Origin of the sequence: Pseudoalteromonas amylolytica (assembly GCF_001854605.1) — a bacterium.
GTDB classification, from domain to species: domain Bacteria; phylum Pseudomonadota; class Gammaproteobacteria; order Enterobacterales; family Alteromonadaceae; genus Pseudoalteromonas; species Pseudoalteromonas amylolytica.
The window spans coordinates 1-16,107 of sequence record NZ_MKJU01000008.1; the positions used below are offsets into that span (position 1 = coordinate 1).

Genomic DNA, 16,107 nt, shown 5'->3' on the forward strand with positions numbered 1-16,107 from the left:
AATTAACCGCAGAGCGTTTTATCACGGTTAGTTTGTACGAAGGTCATGAAGAAAGAGTATACCGTACTGGCGATTTGGTTCGTCAACTACCGGATAACAATATTGAGTTCATTGGGCGTAAAGATGATCAGGTCAAGATCCGAGGGTTCCGTATTGAACTTGGAGAGATTGAGTACCAGCTTTCTCAGTCAAGTGATGTGCAGTCTTGTGTGGTGGTCGCACGTGAAGATGAGCCGAATAAAAAGCAGTTGGTTGCCTATGTGGTATTGAGTAACAAGGAAGCAATTAGCGCGGAGGTGGTGTCGTCTTTGAAGTTACGACTTACCGAGCAGCTACCCGATTACATGGTGCCAAGTGCGATTTTGGTATTGGATGAAATGCCACTGACAGCCAATGGTAAGGTGAATAAAAAGCAATTACCTATGCCTGATTGGGCGAGTATCGCAGTCAGTAACTATGTTGCTCCAATGAATGATATTGAACAGCAATTGGTGGTGATTTGGGCTGAGCTATTAGGTTTGGCAGCGGAGCAGCTTAGCATTGATGCTAACTTCTTTGAGCTTGGTGGTGACTCTATCTTATCGATTCAGGTAGTTTCAAAAGCGGCAAAGGCAGGGCTGTTCTTTAGTGTTAAAGCCCTATTTGATATGCCGACTATCCGTCGTTTAGCCACCAGTGTGAACACGGGACCAAAGGTACTTGCACCACAAGAAGCCACGAGCGGAGCACAACCTTTGTTACCCATTCATCGTGAGTTCTTCACGGATGAAACGGATATTAATCACTTCAACCAAAGCTTGTTATTACAAGTACCAGACACGCTGACGTTGGAGTTACTACAGGCTATGTTCACTGAGCTTTATCAGCGTCACGATGCATTACGCTTAGTGTTTACAAAATCGCGTGATGAGCAGTGGCAGGGACAGTATGTAGCACACAGTGCACAATCAATCTCATCGCTGGTATCACAGATCACATGGCCACTTACGAGTGCTCAAGCGCAGATCAGCGAATTTGCTGATTACGCAACGCAAGTGCATAAGAGTTTAGATATCACAGCGGGTCGTTTGATGAAAGCGGTGCTAGTTAAGAATCTAGAGCCGACCAAGCAAGATCAGCATGTGTTTATTTGCGTTCACCACTTAGTGATAGACGGTGTATCGTGGCGGGTGCTGCTGGATGACTTAACCACGTTATTTGAGCAACACCAAGCGGGTAACGCCTTGAAACTGGGTGCGAAAAGCTCATCTTACCAACAGTGGGGAGAGTTTTTGGAAGACTACGCCCAACGCTCAAGTGTGGTTGATGAGTTGGGTTATTGGCAAGCGGTGGTGTCTAGTCCGGTTGCTCGTTGGAGCGCATCGGCTCCTGAACATGGATTGGCGACCACCTATGAAGAAGCCAACTTTAGTTTATCTACGGCTTTGACATCTCAGTTAATTAACGAGAGTAATCAGGCATATAGAACGCGTATCAACGAGTTGTTGTTGGCGGGTTTGTTTGTGGGTATGAAGCAGTGGCAAGGTGTATCGGGTATCCGATTGGATTTAGAAAGCCATGGTCGAGAAGCCCTGAGCGATGAAATTGACTTAAGTGAAACCTTAGGGTGGTTTACGAGTATTTATCCATGCTTGTTAAGCCATGACAGTGATGATGTTGCAGCGCTCATTTGTGCAGTAAAAGAGCAGTATAGAGGGATCCCAAATGGTGGCATAGGGTACGGTTTATTACGCCATGGGGTTGGCTCAGTAGAAGGACATGCGGTGCTATCAGAAGGTGATGCAGGCAGCGAACTGTTGTTTAATTACTTAGGCCAATTCGATGCGTCCACAGGGGAGCGGCAAAAATTCAGCCGAGCAGATATATCAACAGGACAAGGCGTGAGTGTTCGTCGTGCGCAGGCGTATGGTTTGTCATTGAATGGATTTGTAGAAAAGGGACAGCTTCATATCAGCTTAGGGTATGACAAAGCGGCTTATTCGCAAACGTTTATCGCACAGTGGATGGCGGCCTATGAAGCTGGTCTGGCAGCGGTAATAGCGCATTGTCAGCAAGTTAACCGAGGCGAGTTAGCGGGGCGGTTTACTGTCAGTGATTTTCCGCTGGCCACGGTTACAGAGCAGGCATTAATAGACTGGTCAAGCTTAACGAAGGGGCGGCTATTAGACTTATATCCGGCGACGGGTATGCAACAAGGTATGCTATTTCATAGCTTGTTGTCGTCAGACAGTTACGCGACCCAAGTGAAAGTAGAGTTTACGGATTTACATGTTGAGCACTTTAGACAAGCATGGGAAAAGGTAATCGCGAGACATGATATTTTCAGAACCAGCTTTGTGGGTGTAGAAGACGGTAATGCACACCAATTAGTACAATCGGATGTGATGCTGGATTGGCAGGAGATCTCATTATTAGAGCTGACGCCGGTAGCACAGCAAGCAGCGATAGAGCAGTATCGTACAGAAGACAAAGCGAAAGGGTTTATAGCGGCTCATGCCCCATTGATGCGATTGACGGTGTTCAACTTGTCAGAGGCAGCAGAGGGTACAAAACAAGTACTACTTTGGACACACCATCACGCCCTATTAGACGGTTGGTGTACGTCGCTGGTGTTTGGAGAGGTGACAGAGTATTACCGAGCACTTCAAACAGGCAGTGAAGCACAGCTTGGTGCGGTGGAGCCTTACAAAGGGTATGTCCAATGGTTAGCGGAGCAGCCAGCGACAGCGGCAAGGGAATATTGGCATCACCACCTTAGGGACGTAGAAGGGGTCACTCCCTTACCATTTGTAGGGTATGGGGTAGAGGTCAGTGAGCACGAAGAAGCACGAAACGGTATTCATCAGGCACGGTTTAGTTTAGAGGCGGAGAAAACAGCGGCGTTGGTGAAGCTTGCACGAGCGTGTCAAACAACAGTGAATGTGATAGTCCAAGCGGCTTGGAGCCTATTATTGAGCCGTTACAGTGGTGAATCACAGGTAATGTTTGGTGTCACAGTATCGGGGCGTCCGGCGCAGCTCAAAGGTGTTGATGAGATGGTGGGGCTATTTATCAACACGGTGCCGATGAAGGTTACGGTGGATGAATCACAAACGCTAGAAAAGTGGTTGCGTCAACTACACAAAGATTTAGTCGATGCGGACAGTTATAGTTACCTACCCCTATCAGATATTCAGCAGTTAGCGCCTACACAGCAGCAACTATTTGATAGTTTGTTTATTTTCGAGAACTATCCGGTTGACGAAAATATTAGTAAAAATGCACAACAAGCGGCGCTTGAAGTGAATGATATTACTAACTATGAAGGCAATAACTACAAAGTAAGTGTGATAGCGCATTTAGATGAATGTTTACGTGTGAGTCTAGATACGCAGCCAGGCCTATACAGTGATGAACAAATACATTACTTGCGAAGCCATCTACTGAATATACTTACACAGTTTGCGCTGTGTGCAGAGGATAAAGTGTCAACGATTCGTGCGTCTGTCACGCCGCTTAGTGTGCTTCAGATGCACCACGATAGCGAGCTTGCGAGTTCAGCAGCTTTGATTTGTGGTCAATCAGTGAAGTTTGATGAAGACACTTTGATCCACAAGCAGTTTTCTACAATAGCAGCAAGTAAAGGATCTCAATTGGCCGTTTGTGATGGAACCCAACAGCTTTCTTATCAAGCGCTTGATTACTACTCTTCCAAGCTGGCACAACAGCTAGTCGAACAAGGAGTCACTTCAGGACAGTATGTTTCAATCTGCATGAATCGTTCAGTTGAGTATATTGTCGCTATCTTAGCGGTGCTTAAAACAGGCAACGGTTATGTCCCATTGGACCCGAACAACCCAGTCGATCGTTTACGTTACATCCTTGAAGATACTAAGAGTCAGTTAATGTTAGTGGATACGGATATGTTCACAGATAAAACACCACTAGACGAAGGGATAGACACACCGTTATTTGCAGTCAATTTAGCTGTACTTGGTGCTGTTGAAGACGGCGTAGTAAATAATGTGAACTCAGATCTAACCCCATGCTCAGCAAAAAATACGACGGCGTATGTCATTTATACGTCCGGTTCAACAGGACGTCCAAAAGGAGTGATGATCAGTCATCACAGCTTATCACATTACCTTGAGAACGTTGAACAATGCTATGTTCAGGCATGTTCCGGATCATTGATTTGCACAAATATGGCATTTGATTTGACCATCACTTCAGTCTTTGGGCCTCTTTTAACGGGTGGAGTTTGTAGACTCGTCAGAGAAGGGGATGATGAATTTGCCCAATTCTGCTCAAGATTGAGTGCAGAACACACGCCGCAACTATTAAAGTTAACGCCTTCTCACATTAGTGCCTTGGTCGCTTCTTTACGGGGTCAAATTATTCCAACTGCACACGTGTTTGTACTTGGTGGAGAAAGCTTGGAATGGAACCTTGTAAAGAGACTAAGAGAGATATTTGTTCAATGCAGGATCATTAATGAGTACGGACCAACAGAAGCGACAGTTGGTTGTGTTTATCATGAAATAAACGACGGTGATAGTGGTACCGGTTCAGTTGTTATCGGTAAGCCAATGCCAGGTGTTAAAGCCTTGGTACTTAATAAGAAACGGCAACTCGTCGCGCCAGGGCAAGCTGGAGAATTGTATATTTCAAGCCCAGGTCTTGCGCAAGGCTATCTCAATATGAAACAAGAGAGTGAGCGTAAATTCGTCCATAGTTCGATTTTTGATCTACCAAACGCAGAAGATAGATTTTACCAAACAGGTGACTTAGTTCGTCTAAATAGTGAAGGCAATTTACAGTATTTGGGACGGGTTGACTCACAGGTGAAATTGCACGGCTACCGCGTTGAATTATCTGAAATAACAGAAGCAATTCTTCGGTTCGAAGCAGTAGAAAACGCTGTTGTGAGGATGGACAAAGGGCAAGTGATCGCGCATGTGATAACGACCCATAGCCAATGCAATCAAGATGAATTATTTACTGCATTGTCACGGGTTCTACCCTTTTACATGATGCCTTCCGAAATAATCTTTGAGCGTGAATTTAAGCTTACAGCGAACGGTAAAGTCGATCTGAATGCGCTGACTCAAAGCCTGCATAGTGCACAGCAAAGCCGAGGTCTAGAAAGTGATATGGAGCTTTCTGTAGCGGATATTTGGTCTGAACTGCTTGGTGTTGAGGTTACATCATTGTCTGCATCGTCAAACTTTTTTGCCGAAGGCGGTCACTCATTGCTAATGCTACAGCTGTTAAAAGAAATTAACAGTAAGCTTTCTAGCACTATAGAACTGCAAGATATTTATCAAAATCAAACGATTAAAACCCAAGCTGAGGTGATAGAGCTATCACTATTGGGTAACCAATGGAACCAAGTTACGGAAGGTACCGTGGCTGATGAGAGTGCAGAGATAATAATATGATCATGGAATTAGTCAGAGATATTCAACGAAGAGACTTAAAAGTATCTTTAGATGCCAATGGCGACTTGAAGTTACAAGGTGAACTCAAAAATGCAGACTCTGAGTTTTTGAGTCGCCTGAAGGAAAGTAAAAGTGTATTGGTGGATTGGTTAAGGCAACATAGTCAAAATCATGTCCAGATCGGTAAAGCAGACAGAACGAAACCTCTGTTAGCATCTTTTGCGCAACAGCGTTTATGGCTTGCGCAGCAAATTGATGAGAGCAGTGCTCGCAATCATGTTGTTTTGACTACTCAAATTGACAACGGCGTAGATAAAAATGCTTTTAAACAAGCATTGGCACACATTGTTCAACGACACGAAGTCTTAAGAACTACATTTGTGGCATCAAGTGTAGGCGTTGAACAATGCATACAACAAAGCGTTCAAATACCTACCCACTTTGAAGTAATAAACTATATATCGCACGCAAAGCTACACGAGCAAATTCAATCGAAGCTGCAATTAGAGAACCAAGAGTCTTTTGATTTGGAAGAGGGTCCGTTGATGCGTGTCTGTGTATTGGAATGCGCTAACGACCAAGAGAAAAAGCTAACCGTTGTTAATTTTTGCTTTCATCATATTGTTACAGATGCGGTATCGACCGACATTTTCCTTACCGAGTTTATGCACTGTTACACAAAGTTCCTACAAGGCAGCGAACCGAACCTGCCTGAATTACAGATCCAATATGCTGACTTTGCCCAGTGGCAACAAGAAATAGAAAACAGAGGCGGGTTTGAGCGACAGAAGGCATTTTGGCGGGAGCAGCTAAAAGATGCCCCTCATGTACACTGTTTACCTTTAGATGGTCTAAGAAAGGCGCAATCGGCTAACCGAGCAGGTGAAGTCCGTTTACTTTTAGGTAGTGAAGACACCGAGGCGTTAAAAGCGTTTGCTAAAAAGCGTGGTGTTACGTTATTTATGTTGTTACATGCGGCATTGGGACTGGTGATATCCAAGCACAGTCAACATGACACGGTTGTTATCGGTTCCCCCGTTGCTAACAGAACGAATGCTGAAACGACTGGGCTAATGGGGTTTTTTGTTAATAACCTTGTGCTACGCACGTCGACGAGTCACGACACGGTAGAACAGTATTTATCGCATGTGCAGTCAGTAAATCAACTATCACAAAGCAACCAAGAACTGCCTTTTGAGTTGGTTCTAGAAGCTGCAGGTGCGAGTCGAAGTAACTTATATAATCCACTTTTTCAAATTATGCTTAATTTGAAAAATGAGGATGAAGAGTTTGTTGAAGTCCTAGAGGGAACTCGCGGATATAGTTCGAAGAGTGAACAAATAAAGTTTGACATTGATATAAACTTTCGTAACTATGATAATGAGTTAGAGCTTATTTGGGCGTATAATACAGACTTGTTTGGTACGCATAGAATGGAAGTCATGGCGCAACAAACTATGGATAGTTTAAGGCAGTTTACAAGGATAGAAAATCTTAATGATGTTGCGGTTTCTGAATTGTTAGCTGCAACTTCTGATGAGATTGATCACCTTATGGCGCTGTCTAATTCACGTCACAAAAGCAACAGTGAAAGACCGCGGACTGAGTTCATTCATGAGCTGTTCAATGCGCAAGCTAAGTGCAATCCTAAAAGAGCCGCGATTGTAGATGTTCAAGGCACAATTTCCTACCAGCTTCTGAATGAGCGAAGCAACCAACTAGCAAATTACCTGATAAAAAATGGGGTGCAGAAGCATGCGCGCGTTGGCATATTATTAACAAGACAGGCTGAGTTTTTCGTAACTTTGCTAGGTATTTTAAAAGCTGGTGCTGTTTATGTGCCATTTGACCCTGAGCATCCGGTTCAAAGGCTTTCCTACATGCTTGAGGATTGTGCTCCTCAAGTCTTGATTACTTGTGAAGGTGAAGCAAAGCACATTGCTGAGCTTCAGAGCCAGTGCCAAATAATCCAAATCGATTCGAATCAAGTCCGACAAGATATTGCTGATTGCGAAATTGATTCCGTGAATGTCGCTTTTCAACTTTCAGCGAATGATCCGGCCTATATTATTTATACTTCAGGCTCTACCGGTCAGCCAAAGGGCACGGTAATTAGCCATCGCAGCGTTTCTTGGTTCGCACATTGGCAACAACAAGCATTTGACGTGTCTTCAGACAGTAAAGTACTGCAGTATTTTCCTTATTGCTTTGATGCCAGTGTGTGGGAATGGTGTATGGCACTATGCTCAGGTGCATCTTTACATCTTTGTACGAAGGAAGAGCGCCTGTGTAGTGAAACATTGCAAAACAAGATGATTGATGAACAAATCACTCACGCTACCTGTACGCCCAACGTATTCAAATTTATCTCAAGCAAAGAAGCATACACTTTAAAGTACTTGTTTATTGGTGGCGAAGCTGTACCACAAGCGTTATGTAATGAATGGAGCGAGAAGTATCAGTTTGTTAACTGCTATGGGCCTACCGAAACCACGGTCATTTCTAGTTACTCGATATTGTCTCCTAATGAGCCTGTAAATATAGGTAAACCAACTTTGGGAGCACACCATTTCGTGCTCAATGAAAACAAGGAAATGGTGCCGTTTGGTGCCGTGGGAGAGCTTTACATTGGCGGTGAGCAACTTGCGATTGAGTACCTTAATCAACCAGAGTTAACAGCAGAGCGCTTTTCTATGGTGACTTTATCGGATGGGGTAAAGCGCCGCTTATATCGCACTGGTGATATTGTTAGGTTTAATCACAATGAAAAGCTAGAGTTTTTAGGTCGCGTTGATAAGCAAGTAAAAGTGCGTGGTAATCGAATCGAGCTAGAAGAAATAAAATTCCATATCAACGTCAGTGATGCCATTTCAGCGTGTGAAGTGTTAGTCATTAATTCGGCGTCTGTACACCCAGTGATAGCTGCGTTTTTGGTGCCACACTCGAGTGCATGTGCTGATGATGAGAAAGCACGGCATGAGAAAGAAATCATAACAAGGTTACGTGCTGCACTCCCCAGTTATATGCAGGTTCAATCTTTCGTTTGGTTAGAGCACTTACCCTTTACGGTGAACGATAAAATAGATACTGAAAAACTAACCGAGTTGTTTTGTACTGAGGTTGGCAACAAAGAAAGAAAGGTGCCCAGCTTCGATTTAGAAGAGGCGGTTTTCAAGCAATGGGAAACACATATTCCAGCGGAGCGTATTGGGGTCGATGACAACTTTTTTGCGCTTGGTGGACACTCTATTTTAGCGGTTCGGATATTGTCTGAGCTGAATAGCTCGTTCAATGTCAAGCTTGAACTCAAAGACCTTTTTGAGAACGCTACGATAGAAGAGTTGACGCTAGTACTGGCGGAAAAAATAGCGATGCAGCAGCAAACAGAAGAAGCGTTTGAAGCGTTTTTTATGTCGCTTCCTAACGATATCGCTCAACAGGTTTTGAGTAAATTGGTTGAGCATTAACGCATTGTTATTCCTCACTTTAAATAATAACTAAAACAAATAAGAATCAAGGTTAGAAATGGATAGCGATTTACTTAAGAGTGCTTTTAAGTCTGTAAAGTTCAAGCAGGAAAATAGCAACGAGATTAAGATATTAAACAAAACCCAAGGTCCCCAATCTCATGCTCAAGAGAGGCTTTGGCTACATTACCTTTTGGAACCTACGGCCAATGCCTACAACCTTAACCTGTCCTATCGCATAACGGGGGAGGTAGACTTTGATCTGTTTAAACAAGCCGCAGAAAAGCTGGTTGCGAGAAATCAGGAACTTCGCACCAACTTTGCCCAGGTGGATGGGGAAAATATTCAGATTATCAATGATGAGGTCGTCTTGCCTGTGTCATTTTATGATCTGTCAAACCCTGAATTTTCAAGTGATCTTGATAAAGCCATAGCGAAAATTGAGCAGGAACAGATTTTACCTGCTTTTAATATGACGGATGATTGCTTAGTGCGCTTTAGTTTGGCCCGCCTAGGTGACAATGATTATATTATGACAATTGTTGTTCACCATATTCTATGTGATGGTTGGGCTGCGTTTTTGCTTGCTGATGAATTTCAAAAAATCTATCGCTGTTTAGCGGATGGTCATGAGCTGCCAGCAAAACAGCCAAAGGTGTCCTATTTGGATTATTCGATTTGGGAGCGTAGTCAGCAGCGCCAAGCCTATTATGATGAAGCAATCGCTTATTGGCGAGATGTGCTGCATGATTTACCTAAACTGAATCTATTTCAAACACAAAAAGATTCAAAGCAACCAAAGCAGGGTAAATTGTGTAAGGTAAATTTGAACCCAGAGCAACTCAAGCAGATAAAAGATTTTTGCAACCATAGTCGCCTGACTTTGAATATGTATTTGCTAGCATGCTATCAGCTAGTATTGGGTCGATTTAGCGGTCAAAATGACATTGCTGTTGGCGTATCTGTGGCGAATAGAGATAACAAGCAGCTTCATGATCTGGTTGGTTTCTTTACGAACTTATTGGTGATTAGAAACCAATGGGATGACACGACAAATAACATTCAACTGCTTGAGTCTGTGAAAAGCAACATGTTGGATGCAATGAAGTATCAGGATGTCTCGTACCATCATGTGAAGAAAGCTGTTTCAAACAGTGGTGCAAGAGAAAGTGCAGAGCTGTTTCAGGCAAACTTTTTTATGACGGAGCAGCTAAAAGAAATCGGCGACGGTGAAAGTGGCTTTGCAGGCATGACTTCGCAAAGGCTTATGCTTAATGAAACTGCAAACTTGTATGACCTGACTTTATCAGCTGAAGTCTCTGAGCGGGGATTAGACAGCTCATTTTTCTTTGATGAAACCAAATTTGACCCATTTATCATCGAACAATTGGCCGCGGCTTTTAACGATGCGCTGCTTAATTTATGTGCTCATCCTCAAGCTAGGGTGCATGACTATGAATTGGTCGATCGCCAACAACAGTTTTTAAACAGTGTTTATCAAGGTACCACCAGAGATATAAATAAACATGGTGACAACCTTTTCGATTGCTTTTATCGCCAAGCACAACTCCACCCAGATAGGGAATGTCTAGTTTATAAAGAGAACAAGCTTACTTATCAACAGGTTCTCACACGCGCAAATCGCCTATCTCATTACTTGCTTGAAGTTGGTGTTGAGCCAAAAACCAAAGTAGGGATCTCACTTACGTCTAAAATGGAAGTCGCGATATCGACATTAGCTATCCTTCAAATCGGCGCAGTCTACGTTCCATTAGACCCAGCGGGCAGCAGCGAATACTTTGATCAAACGATTAAAGTGGCCGCTTTGCAAGCGCTTATTAGTGAAGAGGATGTACTAGATAATCTGCCTTCTTTCTTACTTAACTTTGTAGAAGTCATTGCTGTGGATGAGGAAGAAGAAGATATTGCGCAGTGTAGCGATAACTGTGTTGAGGGTGGCTATATAGCCAATAACTCTGATCTTGCCTATGTCATGTTTACATCGGGTTCTACGGGTAAGCCAAAAGGAGTACAGATCACCCATGGAAATATCTTAAGAACCTTGAGTGATCCTAATTACCTTCCTATTAATGCTGAAGATAGAGTGATGCATGCAGCCCCCATTACGTTTGATGGCTGTACGTTAGAAACGTGGGCTGCGTTTCTAAATGGCGCCGCACTTGTAGTCGTGAATGACAATCGAATTGACCTTGAGCAAATTGAAGATTGTTTAGTTAACCAGCGCATTACTTTAGCATGGTTAACTTCTGTCATGTTTAATACCTTTGTAGATTATCGAATTGATGCTCTAAGAGGTCTTAAACAGTTGATGATTGGAGGGGAGGTCGTCTCTCCCAAACACATCAAAAAGGCGATGGAACAGCTTTCAGAATTAGCTATTTACAACGGCTATGGTCCGACAGAATGTACGGTATTTTCGTCCATGCAGCTTATTCAGCAACGAGATTTATCAAGGATCAGCATCCCCATTGGTAAACCTGTCGATAACACTCGTTTGTACATTTTGGGTCGTAATGAAGAGCTATTACCACCAGGTGCGATAGGTGAGCTTGTCATCGCTGGTGATGGCGTAGGTGTTGGTTATATCGGTGTGGATGATGTAATAAAGCATAAGTTTAAACCTTGGTCTCATGGACAGTTATCAGAAGATCGCGTTTATTTTACAGGCGATTTGGTAGCATGGAATCAGTTTGGTGAACTAGAGTTTGTGGGCCGTACTGATGAGCAAGTAAAACTTAATGGTCATCGTATTGAATTAACCGCTATAGAAAGCGCAGCCCTAGAGCTAGAAGGCGTCGCACAATGTAAAGCAATCATACAAACGATGCCTGACAAAAAGCTACTGACGCTATTTTGGGTCGCGGCAGATAGCGTTCAAGTCACAGAATCTGCACTTCGAAAGCATCTAAAGTCCAAACTTCCGACAAATATGCAGCCAAGTGTATTTGAAAAGGTTGAATCATTTGAATTCACTCGCAATGGTAAGCTCGATGTCAGAAAGCTCAAAATGGTTAAAGCCAAGGAAGAAGATGATACTAAATCTAGCTTTGTAGAAGCGAGCAATGAATCTGAGGCGCTACTGATAAAAATTGCGTCACAGATACTTTATCTGCCACAGGTTAATTTAGCTGATAACTTCTTTAATTTGGGGGGCGACTCATTATCTGCGATTCAACTCAAATCTGAGCTACAGAAGGTTGGCTATGATATTGATATAGAAAAGATATTTGAAGCTGATAGTTTAGTGGAGATAGCTGCTGAGATAGAGGTGGCTGATTTTGAGAAAAGTGGCAGCACAGCGAGCAGTAGACAAAGTTATCCTTTATCGAGTTTGCAGTTAGGTATGTTGTTCCACAGTAACATGGATCAAAGTACGGCTTGTTACCATGATATAAGTAGCTACGAACTCGATTTTTACGTTAACGTTGAAGCGCTCAAGGTTACGCTTAACGCCATTATCACAAAACACGAAATACTACGTACGGTATTTGATTTCTCAGATCTTGCAAATCCTCGTCAGCGAGTATTAACGCACTTTGATACTCCATTATCTGTTATAGATCTACAGGACCTTAGTGAGCAAGAAGTTGCTTGGTCGCTAGATAATTGGTCAGATTCAGAGAAAAGAGAAGGCTTTGACTGGGCCGTTACACCACCTTGGCGTGTAGTCATTCACCAATTGCCGCAAGACAAGACCATGGTACACCTGAGTTTTCACCATGCTCTTTTAGATGGCTGGAGTGAAGCTGCACTAGTCACTGAAATTTTGCAGCAATATCAGCAGTACATGGACATGGGAGTGCTTAATGAAGAGAAATTGTCTATCCAGTACAGTAGCTTCATTGAGAAAGAGCAGGCTGCGTTAAATAATACAGAACACCGCAATTTCTGGGCCAGCTATCTTAATGATTGTGACTTCAGCAACGAGTTAAACTCACAGGTAGCGAAGGGTGAAGCGAAAGATATTTATCTAGATTTATCATCGTCATTGAGTAACCAGCTCGTTACAACAGCAAAGCGCTTGAATGTGCCTTTAAAGTCTTTATTGCTAACTGCGCATATGGTTGCTTTATCTGGCTTGTTTAAAACTCATGATGCTCTATCTTGCTACGTTTCTAATGGACGTAACGACGGCGTAGATGGTGATAAAGTGCTTGGTTTGTTTTTGACCGTTCTCCCATTTAGGTTGACGATTAAAGAGCAAGGTTGGGATGATTTAATTACATCGGTATGGCAGTTAGAGCGCCAAATTTATTCACATAGGTTTTACCCTTTAGCTGAAATACAAAAACAAACAGGGCTTTCTCACGCTAGCAATATTTTGTTTAACTACACTGATTTTCATGTATTGAAGCAGGTAGAAAGCGAAAACAGTCGAATTACACGCTCAATTGCGGGTGACACAGGAATCCCACTCAGTGTCGACTTTTTTATGGCAAATGGCGATATTAAGGGTTGTATTGGTTATCTCAGCACGCATGTTGATGATGAGAAAGCCCTTGAGCTTGAGTCTCTTATTAATTTAGTACTCAAAGAAATGGTTGAAGCAACCCCTGCAATTCAGCCAGAAGAGGTGTGCCGCCTACCTCGCCATAAAGGCATTGGCAACAGCTCGATTCTAATCAATGAAGACTATCAAAGCGTTGCGGATATTGTTTCAGAGAAAAAGTCAGTTTTAACGTTATTCAACGCGCATTTACAAAATGCTCCAGACAACCTTGCCGTTATTGAAGGGGATAGATCATTATCGTACCAAGAGTATGAATCGCTCAGCAATCTATTTGCTAACACTTTGTTGGCCAAAGGGGTTAAAGCGGGAGATACGATAGCTATCTATTCAAAGGGCTCAATGGACAGTTTGGTTGCAGTGCTTAGTGTACTTAAAGTAGGCGCAAAGTTTGTAAACCTAGATCCTCGCCATCCAATTGATCGCTTATCGCAAATAATTCTTGATGCCAATGTGAAACTACTTTTGCATGACTCATTGGAACAATTTTCAAGCAATTCACAGGCATTGGTAGAGACGTTCTCAATTGGTGATATCTCAAAGCCTACGGACTCCAATTTGCATGAGCTTCAATGTACAACTCAAATTGAGCCAAATTCTGTGGCGTGTTTGATCTTCACTTCGGGGACCACGGGCAAACCAAAAGGTGTGTGTTTAGATCATGCTAACCTTTTATCTTATGCAGTGTCTGCACAACAAGATTATGCGATAAGTAACTCAGATAGGGTTATGCAATACTCGAACTTGAGCTTTGATATATTCCTAGAGGAACTATGCCTGTCTATCTTTGCTGGCGGTACTTTGGTTATCGACAACAGTAAATCATTGTCATGTGCGCAGTTGCTTCAAGTGTTCGAAAAGCATCAAGTTTCAGTGCTGACTTTACCAACAGGGTTTTGGGCATCCATGGTATTGGAGCTCGAGCAAGATGCAAGACTCACTATGCCTGCCAGCGTAACAACGTGTATTGTTGGTGGCGAAGCGATGAACGAAAAGGTTGCAGCAAGTTGGCATAAAGTTACAGCCAACAGAACTGATCTAATTAACACCTATGGGCCCACCGAAACGACATGTGTAACAACAAGTTATCGTGTTACTCCAGAACATAAAAATGAGTTGCCGATAGGGCGTCCATTGGCCAACAGCATTTGTGTTGTTGTGGATGAGAAAGGCGATGTAGTACCTCATGGCGGTGTAGGGGAGCTGTTAATTGGTGGTCAAGGGGTGTGTGGCAACTATTTGAACTTGGACCCTGATAGCGACACTGATACGTTTGTAGAAAATCGCTTTAATGTATTTGGAGGCAGGCTTTATCGCTCTGGTGACTTAGTAAAGCTCAACGATGAGGGACAGCTGCAGTATCTTGGACGAAAAGACAAACAGGTTAAGATAAGGGGTTATAGAGTTTCACCTATTGAAGTGAATGAAAAAGTTAATGCGCATCCACATGTGCTAAAAAGTCATGTTGTAATTAACTCAGTTCAGGTCATCGCGTTTTACATTGCAAATGACAATTCCAAAGATGAAAACAGCCTAGCTCAGATAATCCATGATGATTTAATCACCACTCTACCTAGCTATATGCTGCCATCAGTGTATCAGCGAATTGACGCTTTGCCACTGACACCAAACGGTAAAGTGGATGAATCTCAACTATTAACGCTGCTTCAACAGAATAATGCTGAACGGGCATTAACGACACAGACAGAGCAAGAGATAGCAAACATTTGGGCGTTTTTATTTGCACAAGATATAGCATCTTTTAACGCTGACAGTGAATTTTTCATGTTGGGCGGTGATTCATTAAAAGCGGTTGTGTTAATTGAACAGATAAGAGAAAGCTTTGGTATAAGCCTATCTATCATTGAACTTTATAACGCAACAACCATTGAAAGATTGGCGAGAACCATAGATAAGGCTAAGCAAAGTAAAGGGCAAGCTTTTGTCAAAAAAGTGCGAACAGTAACACAAAGCGCTCCTACTTTGGTGGCCATTCACCCCGTTGAAGGCACTGCGGGGGGTTATATGCGACTATTAGAGGGTATTGATGCACAGGCCAATATATTAGCCTTTGAGCGTCCAGAGTTGGCGGATTCAGATACAGTTACCTACAAGACGATTGAGACACTAGCGAATACGTACTGCCAAGGTTTACAAAACTATGATGGGGAGTTGATCTTGATTGGCTGGTCTTTGGGCGGAACAATTGCTTTTGAAATGGCTTCAAATCTTGAGGCGATGGGGAAAAAGGTCACGCATTTGATCATGCTTGATAGTTATTTTGCAAGTCATAGAGTTATTGCAAATAAGCTACCTCCACTTCAAGAGCAGGAGACATTTAGTTCAGAACAATGGCAAGGGATCTATAAAGAGATCGCGCAAATCGCCAAAGATTCACTAAATTTGTCTTTGATAAGTCGCTCAAACACACTTTCTGAGGTCGCAGTATTAAATGCAATAGCACAAGAAAATTACACGCCACATGGCAAGTTATCCTGTGCAGTCACGCGCTTTGTCGCAGGAGAAAGCGATATAAAACTTGATGATACGCTATCTCAATACACGGATGGTGGATTAGAAGAAATCACACTATCAGCAAACCACTATTCAATTATGACGCAACCTGCGGTCACTGAAATCAGTAATTATCTTAATCGAATTTGTAAATCAACTAAGGATGTTTAGATTTAAT

General features: G+C 42.8%; 3 protein-coding genes. All 3 read left to right on the forward strand.

Annotated elements, in window-relative coordinates:
- Positions 1-5,420, forward strand: a 5,420-nt coding sequence (locus BET10_RS03765; RefSeq protein ID WP_070983505.1) for a non-ribosomal peptide synthetase, incomplete at its 5' end; no start/stop codon positions are given.
- 2 nt (positions 5,421-5,422) lie between these two features.
- Positions 5,423-8,887, forward strand: coding sequence for a non-ribosomal peptide synthetase (locus BET10_RS03770; RefSeq protein ID WP_170829108.1), 3,465 nt, complete (start codon positions 5,423-5,425; stop codon positions 8,885-8,887).
- Between the two features lie 58 nt (positions 8,888-8,945).
- Positions 8,946-16,100, forward strand: coding sequence for a non-ribosomal peptide synthetase (locus BET10_RS03775; protein WP_070983509.1), 7,155 nt, complete (start codon positions 8,946-8,948; stop codon positions 16,098-16,100).
- Positions 16,101-16,107 lie beyond the last annotated feature (7 nt).